This window comes from Flavobacterium sp. (assembly GCF_004295795.1).
Taxonomy (GTDB): Bacteria; Bacteroidota; Bacteroidia; order Flavobacteriales; family Flavobacteriaceae; genus Flavobacterium.
This window is the reverse complement of the sequence record NZ_SEBR01000019.1, coordinates 18,414-32,745: the sequence shown is the minus strand read 5'-3', so window position 1 is coordinate 32,745 and position 14,332 is coordinate 18,414. Positions and strand designations below refer to the sequence as shown.

The following is a 14,332-nucleotide window of genomic DNA, read 5'->3' as shown; positions in this document are numbered from 1 at the left end:
TAACAAAGATACCCTTAAAAAACGAAAAAGCCACCCGGTCAGGAGTGGCTTCGATTCGTTTTTTTAACAATTATTGCTTGATAAGCTTTACCGTTTGGGTGGCGTTGCCCGAGGTCACTTTCATGAAATAGTTTCCTGTCGGAAGCCAGGAAAGGTCGATTTGTGCCGACGTCGCCCCTACTTTCTGTACCAACAATTGTTGTCCAAGGTTGTTTACGACGGCGATTTCCGAGATCTCGTTTTCGTAACTGACCAGGATTTTGTCTTTGGCCGGATTCGGGTAATAGCGCAAAGCCGAACCGTGGAAACCGGCGTTGCCCAAAGAAGCGTCGTAAGCCGAAACCTTGAAAGTCCCGACAGTGTCGTTGGCGTATTCCCAGACTCTGGCGTAAACGGTCGTTCCCGGCGTCAAATTGTTCAATTGCAACAACGAGAAACCGTCGATTCCGTCGTCATCACTGCATCCGAGTGAAGTCAGACCGCCACCGCAAGTTCCTGAATAGGCTGACATTCCTGTGTCAATCAAGTTCGAATTTGAGTCGGCTTGTGTCTCGAAAGTAAGGCTTCCGCTCGCAGGAACGACAGCACTGAACCAAACGTCTCCGCCAAATCCGAAAGTCGCGCAAGTCACGTTTGGCTCACCAAGAGTCTTGGTTGCTCCGGCGTTTGTGGCCGTGATCGGATAATCGGTGAAAACACCACCTACCTGAAGCGTGAAAGCCGTGGCGCAATCGTCGTTGGCAACAGCCATCGGAGCTGTGGAGAATTCGATCGGACCAGCCCAATCTGACATTCCGTTGGCTCCGCAATTTCCTTGTACGTAAATGTCGTAAGCGGTATCGGCCATCAAATTCGAGAACACGAATCCGCTGTTTACGTTGGTGTAAGTCGGGTTTGCCGAAGGTGCCGCTCCGCCTGCCTCGACGATGTAGACGTTCCACGAAGTCTGTCCGCAACCCGCGCCCCAAGTAGCATTTCCGCTTGACGGATTGACGTTTGAAACTGCGAGATTATAAGGCGCCGGACAAGCTTCGCCTCCAACGATCGTGATGTCGTAATCTTCGACTTCGCCGTAACCGTAAGTGGCACAAGGCTGGATTTCCTGAGATTCCATATTCCAGACGTTTCTTACGCGCATGCGGTGCAAACCGACCGGAGCGTCGCACGAAAGCGAGATGTTGTAACTCACCGTTTCCAAAGATCCGATGGGCGCTGCGGCATACCCGATTCGCTCTTCTTCGCTGAAAACCGCGTCGTCGTTGTAGTCGATCCAAGCCGTTGAACTTTGTCCGCCGTAAGTTCCTACCGTAATTTCGAGTTGGTAATTTCCTCCGGATTGCAGTTCGGCTGTGTAATTCGGTTGGCCTGTAAAATAGGTGTAATAAGGATTCGCAGGCGTAGTTCCCGTGTTGTTGGCCAAAGTCGTTCCCGGGATCGCGACGTTCGAGATCAAATCGCCGTCAGTCATTCCGGATGTGTAAACCGGTGCGCAATAACAGTCTGAAAGCGCACTCATTCCGACCATCCAAAAACTTGTGTTGGCGGTTTGGGCGCCACAACTTACCGCGCATCTGTAATATGTCGTGGAAGTCTGGCTCGTCGTATAAAAAGGTTGGTCCGCTCCGGCGATGTCAGTAAAAGTCACACCGTCAGACGAACTTTGCCATTGGTAAACCAGATTCAGATCGCCTGTCGGATTCCCGATCGCAACCGTGAAATCGATGTTCGGACAAACCAAATCAGGAGCCAATGTAGCGCCTGGAGCTGGCGTTCCCGAACATGGCGTCGGAGGTGTAAAAGTGTACTTTCGTCCCACGACATTTGTAGTGGAATTCACGTTGTTGTTGGCCGTAGCCGATGAAGTTGTGCCAGGCAAGCCAGGTGTGACACTCAGAAAATTGGTCGTATCGTTCAGTCCGATGGATGCCGAAAATAGTCCTACCGCCGTAATAGTCGGTCCGTAGACAAATTCGATCACGCCGGTTGTTTCGTACAATCGCATCTTGAACGACCCAAAAGCTGTCGTGCTCGTGCCTCCGCCTCCACTTGGGTTGATGTTGTTCCATCCGATGTGGACGATGCGGTTTGGAGTCGTGCCCGTCGTGGTGTAATTGATCGAGCCCGTCCCGACGTTGTGATCGTCCCAAAAAGGCGCAATCAACGGACGTTGTGCCGCGTCGTTGGCCAAGGTGTTCACCCAGTTCGTTGCCGCAATGTCATTTCCGAGTCTGATAAAACCGTTCGTACTGATGCTGAACGTTGTATAATTCGTTCCTCCGAAAGGAAACGAAAACCCAAATGGGATCGCGTTTTGCGTCCCGTCGTCACCCGTGGCAGTGGATGCGGGTCCGGCAACGGCCGAATAGGTCTCGGTCGCTTGTGAAAACGAATAGCCCGAAACGTTTTGGGCATTCGCTAAAAATGAAAGAAAAAGGCCGGCGAGCGACCAAAGTGTAGTTTTGCGCATAAGCGATTGAGTTAGTTGATGGTTAAATGCGCCCTAAAATAATAAAAAAAGCCACCCGATTACCGAGTGGCTTTTGTTCATTCGAAAATGTCGGAAAATTATTCCTTGATGACTTTTATCGTGCGTATGACGTCGTTTGCCATAACTTTCACTACATAAGTTCCTTTGGCCAGAGCCGACATGTCAATCTGGGCATTCGCCGCGTCAATTTTCTTGCTGATAACTTCCTGACCCAAAATGTTGTAGACGTGAACATCTGAAATATCGGAAGCGTTTTCCAGTGTCAGGATGTCTTTTACCGGATTCGGATAAGCTTTGAGGCTGTCTTTTTCAAGGTCGCCAGTTCCAAGTTGCTCGTTCGTTGAAATTTCGAGACAGAAAGTGCCTTGAGACGCAGCCGAATATCCTGAAACGCGAACAAAATACGTTTGTCCTACAGTCACGTCAGCATCTGTGATCAAAGAGTTGTAGCTGAATCCGTTGCTCAAGACTGTGGTTCCGCTGTCCTGATCGCACGCGATTGCAGTAAGCTGTCCGCAAACTCCTGAGTAAAGTGCGATTTCGGTGTCAACCAAAGTTCCGCCGGTAAAGTCTGTAGAAACATTGACCGATGCTGTCGTAGCCGGAACCGTAAACTTGAACCAAACATCATTTTGGCCGTAGTTGAAACAAGATGGATTCGCCACACCGGAATTCGTAGCCGCAGCATTGGTTCCGTTGGTGTTTGAACCTGTACAGAAATTGGCATCGACGTTCAAAGAAATGGCGTTGGCGCAATCATCGTTGGCAGGTGGAGCCGGTGGCGTTCCGACGCAGATCGTAAAGTTCGTCGTTGGAGTTCCGCCTGTCGCGTAAGTGAAAACGCGTACATAATAAGTATTCCCGACAGTAAGTCCCGTCACGGTGCTCGTGTTGGGATCGCTGATCAAGAGGCTTGTCAAGACCGCGCAATCTCCAGAGAAAATCTCGTGAACAAGGTCAGTTGGCGTTCCCGTAACGTTCGAAATCGCAATCTGGTGGATAGTATTTGTAGCGACGAATTTGTACCAAACGTCGTCGTCCGGAGTTCCTGCTCCTGTATCGGCTACACCTGAATCAGTCGCGCTTGCAAGCGTCCCCGTTGCTGTAGAAGCACAGTTCAAATCTGGGTTTGCAGTCAAAGTAACCGCACCTGAACAGTTGTCATTGGCCGGAGCTGGTGGCAAGCTTGTCACACAGATGTTGAAAGTAGTCGTTGGAATTCCTCCCGTTGCGTATGAAAATACCCTTACGTAATAAGTGTTTCCGACAGTAAGACCTGTCACGGTACTGGCGTTCGGATCGCTGATGACAAGGCTTGTCAAAACGGCGCAATCCCCAGAGAATACTTGGTGAACAAGATCGGTCGGTGTTCCTGCAACGTTAGACAACGTTACAAAGTGAGTTGTTGCCGTAGCTACGAATTTGAACCAAACGTCGTCGTCTGCCGCGCCAGTCGTACTGGCAACGCCAGAGTTGGTCGCTCCCACCAAAGTTCCCGCAGTAGAAGTCGTGCAAGTCAAAGTTGGGTTTACAGTCAAGGCAATCGCAGCCGAACAGTTGTCGTTGGCAGGAGGCGCAGGAAGTGTTCCTACACAGATGTTGAAAGTCGTAGTTGGAGTTCCGCCTGTTGCGTAAGTGAAAACGCGAACATAATAAGTGTTTCCGACTGTGAGTCCTGAAACCGTACTTTGGTTAGGATCGCTGATCAAAAGGCTTGTCAAAACCGCGCAATCTCCAGAGAAAATCTCGTGAACAAGGTCAGTTGGCGTTCCCGCAACGTTCGACAATGTGATCACCTGACTTGTAGCCGTGGCGACAAACTTGAACCAAACGTCGTCGTCAGGCGTTCCTGCTCCTGTATCGGCAACACCTGAATCAGTTGCGCCTTGCAACGTTCCGGCCGTCGTTACGCCGCAAGCCAAATCGGCATTGACCGTAAGTGCTAGCGCTGCCGAACAATTGTCGTTGGCCGGAGCCGTGAAGAAACTGATCGTTGCCCAATCTGAATTCGTGCCCGTACAAGCCGTGCGGACGTGGAAATAGTATTGGGTTTGCGGCGTCAGGCTCGCAGCCGTATAAGTTGCGCCCGTAATTGCCGTTCCAGTCGCCGGATTGGCCGCGTTCGTATCAAGCACATACTGGTAGCCGTTCGCTCCACTGACTGACGTCCAAGTGATCGTAGCTCCTGTCGATGAAACACCGGAAACGGCGAGTCCTGACGGCGTGACACACGAAAGCGACTTGATTGTAGGCGACGCGAAACAGAAACCGTAGTTCCAGTCTGCCGCAGCCGGATCATCGTCATACGAAATGCGGTAGCGGAAACCTGTCAGCATTGCTGGCGTAAAGTTCGAAATGTCGAGCGTGGCGCTGGTGTAGGTCGTCTTCGTGATAGCACAGAAGTTGTCTGTTGCCGAAGTATTGTTCCCAGGAATATTTGCACCCCAGGCAACCCAAGCCGATGCGATTGCATCCCAATACTCCAGGCGCAATTGGTCATTGGCAAAATAACGGTAACCGTAATCTACGGTAACCGCAATGTTCTTCTCGCCTCCGTTGAAGGCAGCCGTAAGATTGATGATAGGTGATTCGGCGGCGATGTTGTCTTCGTGACCATTTCCGGCATCGTCGTCGTCAAAAGCGAAATTGGCGGTCGTAAGTGGGCTTGCTTCGAACGCCAAAGGATCTGTACTGTAAGATCCCGTTACACTCCAAGCCGTGTTTGGCCAGGCTGCTGACTGATTGAGAATCTGCGACTTAGCGACAAGGCCGAAAAGTAGAAAACCCGCAACCAAAAGATAGTTTTTCTTCATTTAAATAAAATTAGTAGATTAAATAGCGCGCAAAATTATCATTTCATCAATTGATTCTCTAATGATTTAACACTCGCAAACCTACTTTAACACAGCGAAAACCTCAAATAACTGAATGCTAGATTTTTAGTTTTTTGAACGAAAAAAGCCACTTCTTTCGAAGTGGCTTTTGTATAAGTAATTGAATAAAGCTTATTCCTTGATAACCTTTACGGTTCTTTTTCCTGTTTCCGAAGAAAGTTCCACAAGATACGTTCCGCTTGGCAATGTCGACATATTGATGTTTTTGTCAGATGTCACATCTTTTACCAAAAGTTGTTGCCCGAGAAGGTTGCGAACGGTGGCCGACTGCACGTTGGCTTCACCTGAAATGTTCAGTACATCGCGAACCGGGTTTGGAGAAACTTTGATTCCGGCCAAGCTGTGTTGGTCAACAGAAAGCTGGTTTTTCGATACCTCCAAACAGAAGTTTCCGAAATTGTCCTCACTATAGCCCGAAACTCGGATGAAGTAAGTTTCGCCCGCAGTAACAGGAGTATCTAGGATCACGGAGTTCCATGAGAATCCGTTTTCGAGTGTCGTAGTTCCGCCGTCCTGATCGCAATCAAGTTCTGTAAGTGTTCCGCATGTTCCTGAGTAAAGCGCGATTTCGGTATCCCACAATGTTCCGCCCAAAAAGTCTGTAGAAATATCTACTGTTGCAGCGTCATCCGGAGCCGTGAATGTAAACCAAACGTCGTTCAGTCCGTAGTTGAAACAGTCCGCTTCTGCAACACCTGAATCGGTAGCGCCAAGGTTCGTTCCGTTTGTATTTGTTCCGTTACAGAAAGCGGCATCAACCGTAAGAACAGTTGCTCCTGAGCAGTCATCGTTGGCAGGTGCCGGCGGCGGAGTAACAGTAAGCTCTCCACTTCCGTAAGTCGTTCCGTCCCAGATTCCACCGTTGTTTGAAGCATCGATACCACCATACACGTAAGGTCCTGTGTTCAATCTGAAACGGGTTGCGTAAAAGTAAGATCCTGCGTCGAGGTCGTCTCCAATCGTAGCAGTGTACTCGTCGTTGTTACCTGGATTTGTTGCGTTTGCGTTGAAAGTCATCGGGATCCAAGTCGTCCATGTATTAGGATTCGAGTCAGTCGTGCTGATTCCGACCCAAGCCGTGATTCCGGCACCTTGTCCGGCAGGCTCGGTAACTCCCGGCTCATAAACCTGACCGAAAACGTCGAATGTGCCACCTTCAGGGATTGTCGCGTTTGGCGGCCATTGAAGGTTTACGTAATCTGGAGCATCGGTAGTGACCGTTCCACAAATGATAGAACGCACGCGGTTCACGTTTGCCGTTCCGCACTGATCGTTTGTGTGGCTGATGAAACGCACGACTCCTGTGACGTTGGAAACCCAAGTCAATGGTGACGGTCCGTAAGCCAAAGGCGCATCGCCGGCAGCGTTTGCGATCGTTACGAAATCTGTGGTTCCACTCTTGAAAATATAGGTTTGACCTGAAGTCAGATTCACGTTGGAGTACTCACCAGCGTAAGCGTTGGCGACAATTTCGTTCTCAGTAACTCCGTCGCATGTCGCAGGAGTAAAAGTCGCTGCAGGGAAAAGACCCGCAGGCGTGTTCAAGCAATATCCCGGAGGCGCGATTGTCGTGAACGACCACTCTGCGCAACCTGTTGCAGAACCAGCGGCGTTGACCGCAATCACTTGCCAAAAGATTGTCGCACTGTAGTTATTGATCACCAAATTGTTTCCTGTCGAATTCGTCGTGTAGTTTCCTACAAGTGTCAACGCTCCTGCCGCATTTCCGGCGTAAACGTTGTAAGAAGCCGGAGTTCCGCCGGTAGTTGGTACGTCCCAGGTCAAAGTGACCGGACCTGCAGGAACAGTGGTTGATCCGTTGGCTGGGCTAGGATTCGAGGCGCATCCAGGCAAACAAACGTTGTTCAAAGTTGCACTGGTGACGTTACAAAGTGAAGCGTTCGGATCTGTTACCGTAATAACGATAGGCGTTCCGCTGGCGTAAGGCCCAAAAGTCAAAGTTCCCGCTGCAGAGATCGTCTGTGTTGGGCTTTGTTGATTGTCAGTCACTTGATAAGTGGCCGCAGATCCCATGGTTCCCACGTTTACCGTTACATTGAAATTCGCGGCAGGACAGTTGGAAACCGCTGCGAACGTTACTGTTGGAGGCGTACAAGTTCCCGCAGCCACGGCAAGCGTGTAATCTTCGGCTTGTCCCCAACCTGTGTTGATCGTATTGCAAGAATCCGGATTGGTATTGAACCTCTTGATGATTCGCATTCTAGTATTCCCGACAGATGCAGTAGGCGGAACGGCGATTGAACTTGTCAAAGTGATCGCGTCTACACCAGTTGAATTCACGATAGTCCCCAAATCGTAGCTTTCGCTTGCATCGGCAAAATCACCATCTTGGTTCCAATCGATAAAAGCGCGCACATACGTCGTGAAATTCCCATCGGTATTTCCTTTTACAGAAATAGGATAAGTGATTCCCTGACCTACGTTACCAACAATCGCGGTGAAGTTTTCGAGCGCCGGACTGTTAGCGGCGCCAATAGTAGCGATAGTCGTGTTGTTGATACCCGCAAACTGAACCAAGGTGATCGGCTCGACGTTATTGGTAAAATTCACTGCGCAGTAAGGGGCGGGGAACTGCGCTTGCCCTTTCAATGCGAAAATTAACAGCATCGAAAACAAAAGAGTAATTTTCTTCATAAAATACAGTTGTAGTTTTTAATTGCGTTAAATTTATGCAAATAAAAAAAAAGCGCCTCCATAGAGAAGCGCTTTTTTTTACAACGATATAGTTAAATCTCCTGTTCCTTATTTTAGGCTCTCGATCCACACCATTTCATCCGCATCGGCGTTGTAGTCGACGCCTTGCATCTCGAATCCGAAAAGCTTATGGAAGTCGTGGCTGTAACCTTTCAAATCTCCCAATTCGCCTAGCGTATCAGTATCAGCGGTTTTCCACAACTCGGCGACTTTCGCCTGGATTTTGGGATCCATTTCCCAATCGTCTACGCGGATGCGACCTTTCTCGTCAACCGGAACGTCGCCGCCCGTATACAATCTTTCGCGGAAAAGCCTGTCCATCTGTTCGATCGTGCCTTCGTGGACGCCCGCCTCTTTCATTGTCTTGAACAAAAGCGAAATGTAAAGCGGAATCACTGGAATGGCCGAACTCGCCTGAGTCACCAAAGCCTTGTTTACCGAAACGTATGCCTTTCCTCCTATTTCCTTGAGGTCGTCCGAAATCTTGAAAGCCGTGGCTTCGAGATCGTCCTTGGCGCGGCCTATCGTTCCTTTTCTGTAAACAGCTTCGGTCAATTCCGGCCCTATGTACGAATAGGCCAACGTGAGTACGTTATCGGCCAAAACGCCCGCTTTTTTCAAATCCTCGATCCACCATTTCCAGTCTTCACCGCCCATGACGGCAACCGTATTGTCGATATCCTCCTCAACTGCAGGCGCAATCGATACTTCAGAAACTTTTCCGGTGTGGAAATCTACCGTTTTGTTCGTATAAGTCTGTCCGATAGGCTTTAACACAGAACGATGCGTAACCCCGGTTCTGGGATTCGTGCGAACCGGAGAAGCCAAACTGTAAATCACCAAGTCGATCTGACCAAGGTCTTTCTTGATAAGTTCGATGGTTTGTTGTTTTATCTCGTCAGAAAACGCGTCTCCGTTGATGCTTTTTGCATAAAGACCATCGGCATTGGCGAATTTCTCGAACGCAGCCGAATTGTACCAGCCCGGAGAAGCGGTCTTGCCTTCAGACGGTTCTTTCTCGAAGAAAACACCTATCGTGGCAGCGCCCGAACCGTAAGCAGCAGCAATTCTCGACGCGAGTCCGAAACCTGTCGAAGCCCCGATTATCAATGCTTTTTTGGGTCCGCCGGCGACTTCACCTTTGCCCTTTACGTATTCGATCTGTTCTTTAATGTTCTTCTCTGCTCCTTCCGGATGTGCGGTAAGGCAGATAAAGCCCCGCATTCTGGGTTGTATGATCATAAAAAGTGGAATTTTACCTTAACAAATATAGTTCGGTTTTTTTAGTTCAACAAAGCTTTGGCGTGATTGATTGCCGAATCCGAAAGGACCGATCCCGACAACATTTGCGCGATTTCGACGATTCGCTGCTCTTTATCAAGCAGTTTGATTTCGGAAGTGGTCGTATCGGCTTTGGAACTTTTGGAAACTTTGAGGTGTTGGTCGCCTTTTGCCGCGATCTGAGGCAAGTGCGTAATGGCGAAAACCTGCATGTTTTTACTCATCTCGAACATGATCTGTGCCATTTTGTTTGCGATTTCTCCCGAAACACCGGTGTCGATTTCGTCGAAAATGATTGTCGGAAGTTTGGAATAATCGGCCAAAATCGATTTTACGGCCAACATGATACGCGACATTTCGCCGCCCGAAGCCACTTTTTTCAAAGTTCCGAAAGACGAGCCTTTATTGGCCGCGAACAGGAATTCGAGGCTGTCTTTTCCGTTTGACAGATAAGTGCCTGATGGTTTTACCTCGATCTGGAACCTCGCATCGGGCATTCCCAGGAGCGAAAGCAGTTGTTGCAATCTCTGGACTAATTTCGGAAGCGAATCCTGTCTGTTCACATGGATTTTGTCCGCGAAAGCGTCCATCTTGTTTTCGCTATCGGAAATATCTTTTTCAAGCGAGTTGATTTTTTGCTCAATTTCTTCGGCCGAGGCGGTTTTACCTTGAAGTTCGTCGCGGATTTCGATCAGTTCTTCCACGGTCTGGACGCCGTGTTTCCTTTGCAGATTGTAGATCGCCTGCAATTTCTGGTTGACCGATTCGAGCTGTTCCGGATCTTGGTTTAAGCCTGAAGTTGCTCGTTCGATTTCGGACGCGATATCGTCAAGTTCGATCGAAGCGCTTTCCAATCTTTCGGACAGCTGACGGAAATCGTCTGAAAAACCCGAGAGTTTCTGCAACGAGATTCGCATTTCCTTGAGATTCGACAAAATACCGAATTGCTCGTCGTTGGCCAAAGCAGTCGACTTTTCTAGATTTTCGCGTATGAATTCGACGTTGTTGAGTTGCTCGTAAGCGCTTTCGAGTTCGGGCTGCTCGCCTTGTTTTAGATTCGCCGATTCGAGCTCCTCAAAAAGGAAAACGTTGTAATCGTGCTCTTTGAGCGAATGTTGCAATTGTTCCTGAAGAGACGAAAGCTCTGATTTTTGCTTTTTATAAGACTTTAGTTCCGACTGATAATTCACGATCAGCTCGTTGTTGGACGCCATCGCATCGATGATCCGGAACTGGAATTCCTCCCCGGATAACGAAAGCGTCTGATGCTGCGAATGGATGTCGATCAGAAACTCGCCCAATTCCTGCAAATCCTGCACGTTCACCGGACTGTCGTTCACGAAAGCGCGCGACTTGCCGGAAGGCAGGATTTCGCGTCTAATTATAGTAGTGTCGTCATAATCGAAGTCATTGGCTTCGAAGAACGGCTGTAAATCGTAAGGTTTGAGGTTGAAATGTGCCTCGACGATGCATTTTTGTTCTTTGTCCTTGAGTGAGGACAAATCGGCTCTCTTTCCAAGAACCAAGCCCAAAGCGCCGAGCAAAATCGACTTTCCGGCTCCGGTTTCTCCTGTAATTATTGTAAATCCTGCCGTAAAATCAATGGAGAGCTTGTCGATCAAGGCGAAGTTTTCGATGGTAAGGTGACTGATCATTTTGGCGTAGAATAAGATTGTTTCGTATGTGATAAAATCAGGCTAAAGCTTGATGCGCTGCCATTTGCTGGCATTGAGAGGCGATAGTTTGTTGAGATTCTCAACGACTTCGGCAACGGGAATCGTGGGGCCGCCAGAGTAAATGTTCACGAGTTCGTCCGATTTGGCGTCGAAGAAAATCCTCGTCAAAAATGCATTCGGGCGCACTTTAGCGATTTGGGATAAGGTCGCCAAAGCCGTTCTCACGCCTTCTTTTCCAGATTTGGTGTCGCCGGCCATTTTGTCCATTCCAAGAAAATGGTATTCGTACATCGCTTGTCTGAAAGGTTCGAAAGTGCTCGACAACATATCGTTTATCAGGAAATACCTGTTCTGGTTCCCGTCGGTCTGGCTCCAGCCTTTCGCGCCTCCTTGTTGGGCGATCGCCGCGATGTCCTGAGCATTTTCAAGGTACGAAGTTCCACCGCTTGGCGCGAACGAATCCGCATCCATGGCAATGATCATATAGGCGTAAAACGCGATCGTGGAAACGAGGTTCGAATCGTAACTGTTCGGATTGAACGCCAAATTCTGGAATTCCACATAATTGAAGTTGAAATCTTTGTCGTTGTAGTTCAAAATGGGCGACAAATAACTCGAATTGAAAACCGGACGCGCCGATTGCACCTGGATCGAAGCAGCAAAAGCACCCGAATTGTAACCGGTCACATTGATGAACATCGAGCAATTGATGCGCTCGTTGGCCTGGAAGCTTTGTCCGGTCCAGTCTGTCCGGTTCACGAAATCGTTCAGCGCCGTTTCCAGCGTCTTGAAAACCTGGTTGTTCGTGGCCCCGACTTTCTCGGCGTTCACAGTTACTTTGCAATTGAGTTCCTGAGCTTGCGAAACGAGCAAGGAAAACAACGCGATCAGGGAAAATATTTTACGCATAATGGGCAATTACTTTTTGGATGATGTCGTTTGCGACGGCTTCTTTGCTCTTGAGATCGTGACTTTCGGTATTGAAATCACTGTCGATAAACGTCACTTTATTGGTTTGGTGGCCAAATCCCGCACCTTGGTCGCGCAGTGAATTGAGCACGATCAAATCTAAGTTTTTTTTGCGGATTTTTTGCCTGGCATTCTCGATTTCATTCTCTGTTTCAAGCGCAAAACCAATGAGATACTGATTTTGCTTGATTTCTCCCAAAGAAGCCAGAATGTCTTTTGTCTTTTCGAGTTCAATGGTGAATTCGGCTTCGGTCTTTTTGATTTTTTGGACCGCCGGATTCTTGGGACGGTAATCGGCTACAGCTGCAGCTGCAATTGCCACATCACAGTTCCCGAAGTGTTCGTGACAGGCTTCGTACATTTCCTTTGCAGAGGTAACGCGGATCAGGTTCACGTTAGGATTTTCCAACGTCAGATGCGTCGGGCCCGAAACCAGAATGACTTTGGCACCCAAACTCGCAGCCGCTTTGGCAATATCGTAACCCATTTTTCCGGAGGAATGATTTCCTATGAAACGCACGGGATCGATCGCTTCGTATGTCGGACCGGCAGTAACGAGGATTTTTTTTCCTCTCAAGGGCAATTTTCGTTCGATATCGGCTTCGATGAACGCCACGATATTTTCAGGTTCGGCCATTCTTCCCTGACCGACAAGTCCGCTTGCGAGTTCACCCGATTCTGCCGCAATGATGCTATTCCCGAAAGATTTGAGTTTCTCGAAACTGTCGTGGGTCGATTGGTGCAGGTACATGTCAAGATCCATCGCAGGCGCGAAATAGACAGGACATTTGGCGGAAAGATAAACGGCAACCAGGAAATTATCAGAATTCCCGGTTGCCATTTTTGATAAGGTATTTGCCGTCGCCGGCGCGATAAGCATAAGATCGGCCCAAAGTCCTAGCTCGACGTGATTGTTCCACTCGGCTTCTCTTTCATCGTCGTTATAGAACGAGGAAAGCACCGGATTTTTGGACAAGGTCGAAAGTGTGAGCGGCGTGACGAAATCTTTGGCAGACGGCGTCATCACGACTCTCACTTCGGCTCCGGCCTTCACGAAAAGCCGAACCAGCGAGGCTGATTTGTAAGCGGCAATCCCACCGGAAATGCCCAGAACGATTTTTTTTCCGCTTAAAACCGACATGCAGTCTTATTTTGTAGTGTCGCGATAGTAAATTTTCTCGTCTTGCCACTCCTGAACCGCCAAAGCGTGCGGCTTTGGAAGCTTTTCGTAGAATTTGGAAACCTCGATTTGCTCTTTGTTTTCGAAGATTTCTTCCAAACTGTCGTTATAAGTAGCGAATTCCTCCAATTTATCGGTCAATTCTTTCTTGATCTCAGAATTGATCTGGTTCGCTCTTTTTGCCATGATGGTGATCGCTTCATAGATGTTTCCGGTAGCTTCCTCCAATTGAGTCTTGTTGTAGGTTACAGTGTTTACCGGAGCAGTCGTCTTCTTTAAATCCATGGGTTTTTATTTAGCAAATTGTTTTAAGTCTGTTTCGATTTTGGCCAACATTTCCTCGGCATCTTTTCTGTATGCCGATTCCGGGTAAGCCTTGAGCAACGTTGAGTAAGCGCCCTTTGCCTGGTTCAAACGCTCTTCCATTTTTGCCGGAATACTGTTGATGGCCAGTTTATAAGTAGAGTCAAGTCTGTAATAAAGCGCTTTTTCCTTGTAGATCGTTCCCGGAAAATCGGCCACGAAATTGTCAAAAGCCGTGATCGCCGACTTGTAGTCTGAAATCTTGTTGTATCCGTAGGCGATCTCGTAAGCTTTCTTCTCGAGTTTTTCGCGAAGCCCTTTCATGGTTTCGTTTGCTTCTTTCAGATATTCCGAATCCGGATATTTGTCAATGAAAGCCTGCAATTTGTCAACGGCTTTGTCCGTATCGGTTTGATCCAGACTATATCTCGACGAGAGTTTCGCATAACTTTTTGCCGACAGGTAAGCCGCTTCTTCCGCTTTTTCGCTTCTTGGATAACCGGCCGCGAAAGTCTCGAACTGATAGCCCGAAAGGTAATATTGTTCGGTTTTGTAATACGATTGGGCGAACATATAGAACATTTTTTCAGCTTGCGGCTTGCCTTTGTAATTTGGCGCCAATTGCTCAAAAAGTCGTATCGCTTTCGAGTATTTGCCTTGTTCGTATTTTTTTTCGGCTTGGGCGTACTTCACTCCGCTGTCCTCGCTTTTCAGGGCTTTTTGGTATTCACTGCACGAAACCGCGAACGCCGAGGCCAGGATCAGTATCAGAAATCTTTTCATTTGATTGTGGTAATGCTAATTTTTTGCGAGGTTTCCAGCCGTT

The 14,332-nt window shown here is 48.5% G+C and carries 9 protein-coding genes; all 9 read right to left on the bottom strand.

Annotation, left to right across the window (positions count from 1 at the left end; translation table 11 throughout):
- Window positions 1-70: 70 nt before the first annotated feature.
- Window positions 71-2,467, bottom strand: coding sequence for a GEVED domain-containing protein (locus tag EOO49_RS14630; RefSeq protein WP_290846985.1), 2,397 nt, complete (start codon window positions 2,465-2,467; stop codon window positions 71-73).
- Between the two features lie 98 nt (window positions 2,468-2,565).
- The gene (locus EOO49_RS14625; protein WP_290846983.1) at window positions 2,566-5,301 is read right to left on the bottom strand and encodes a T9SS type A sorting domain-containing protein; all 2,736 of its coding nucleotides are present in this window, start codon (window positions 5,299-5,301) and stop codon (window positions 2,566-2,568) included.
- 192 nt (window positions 5,302-5,493) lie between these two features.
- Window positions 5,494-8,037, bottom strand: coding sequence for a T9SS type A sorting domain-containing protein (locus EOO49_RS14620; protein WP_290846981.1), 2,544 nt, complete (start codon window positions 8,035-8,037; stop codon window positions 5,494-5,496).
- 108 nt (window positions 8,038-8,145) lie between these two features.
- The gene (gene fabV / locus EOO49_RS14615; protein WP_290846979.1) at window positions 8,146-9,339 is read right to left on the bottom strand and encodes an enoyl-ACP reductase FabV; all 1,194 of its coding nucleotides are present in this window, start codon (window positions 9,337-9,339) and stop codon (window positions 8,146-8,148) included.
- A 41-nt stretch (window positions 9,340-9,380) separates the two neighbouring features.
- Window positions 9,381-11,033: a DNA repair protein RecN gene (gene recN, locus EOO49_RS14610; protein ID WP_290846977.1), complete on the bottom strand. Its 1,653-nt coding sequence runs from the start codon at window positions 11,031-11,033 to the stop codon at window positions 9,381-9,383.
- A gap of 42 nt (window positions 11,034-11,075) precedes the next feature.
- Window positions 11,076-11,963 carry a DUF4835 family protein gene (locus tag EOO49_RS14605; protein WP_290846975.1) on the bottom strand — a complete coding sequence of 296 codons (888 nt, stop codon included), beginning with the start codon at window positions 11,961-11,963 and terminating at the stop codon, window positions 11,076-11,078.
- On the bottom strand, window positions 11,956-13,164 hold the full coding sequence (coaBC, locus tag EOO49_RS14600; protein ID WP_290846973.1) for a bifunctional phosphopantothenoylcysteine decarboxylase/phosphopantothenate--cysteine ligase CoaBC: 1,209 nt from the start codon (window positions 13,162-13,164) through the stop codon (window positions 11,956-11,958). Before coaBC ends, EOO49_RS14605 begins: the two co-directional genes overlap by 8 nt.
- Before the next feature lie 6 nt (window positions 13,165-13,170).
- On the bottom strand, window positions 13,171-13,488 hold the full coding sequence (locus EOO49_RS14595) for a DNA-directed RNA polymerase subunit omega (RefSeq protein ID WP_290846970.1): 318 nt from the start codon (window positions 13,486-13,488) through the stop codon (window positions 13,171-13,173).
- 6 nt (window positions 13,489-13,494) lie between these two features.
- Entirely contained in the window at window positions 13,495-14,289 is a 795-nt protein-coding gene (gene bamD, locus EOO49_RS14590) for an outer membrane protein assembly factor BamD (RefSeq protein ID WP_290846968.1), read from the bottom strand.
- Between the last annotated feature and the right edge of the window lie 43 nt (window positions 14,290-14,332).

Coding starts and splice junctions, on each gene's coding strand:
- recN (WP_290846977.1), bottom strand. CDS start 11,033: ATGATCAGTCACCTTACCATCGAAAACTTCGCCTTGATCGACAAGCTC.
- coaBC (WP_290846973.1), bottom strand. CDS start 13,164: ATGTCGGTTTTAAGCGGAAAAAAAATCGTTCTGGGCATTTCCGGTGGG.
- EOO49_RS14595 (WP_290846970.1), bottom strand. CDS start 13,488: ATGGATTTAAAGAAGACGACTGCTCCGGTAAACACTGTAACCTACAAC.
- EOO49_RS14625 (WP_290846983.1), bottom strand. CDS start 5,301: ATGAAGAAAAACTATCTTTTGGTTGCGGGTTTTCTACTTTTCGGCCTT.
- EOO49_RS14620 (WP_290846981.1), bottom strand. CDS start 8,037: ATGAAGAAAATTACTCTTTTGTTTTCGATGCTGTTAATTTTCGCATTG.
- EOO49_RS14605 (WP_290846975.1), bottom strand. CDS start 11,963: ATGCGTAAAATATTTTCCCTGATCGCGTTGTTTTCCTTGCTCGTTTCG.
- bamD (WP_290846968.1), bottom strand. CDS start 14,289: ATGAAAAGATTTCTGATACTGATCCTGGCCTCGGCGTTCGCGGTTTCG.
- fabV (WP_290846979.1), bottom strand. CDS start 9,339: ATGATCATACAACCCAGAATGCGGGGCTTTATCTGCCTTACCGCACAT.
- EOO49_RS14630 (WP_290846985.1), bottom strand. CDS start 2,467: ATGCGCAAAACTACACTTTGGTCGCTCGCCGGCCTTTTTCTTTCATTT.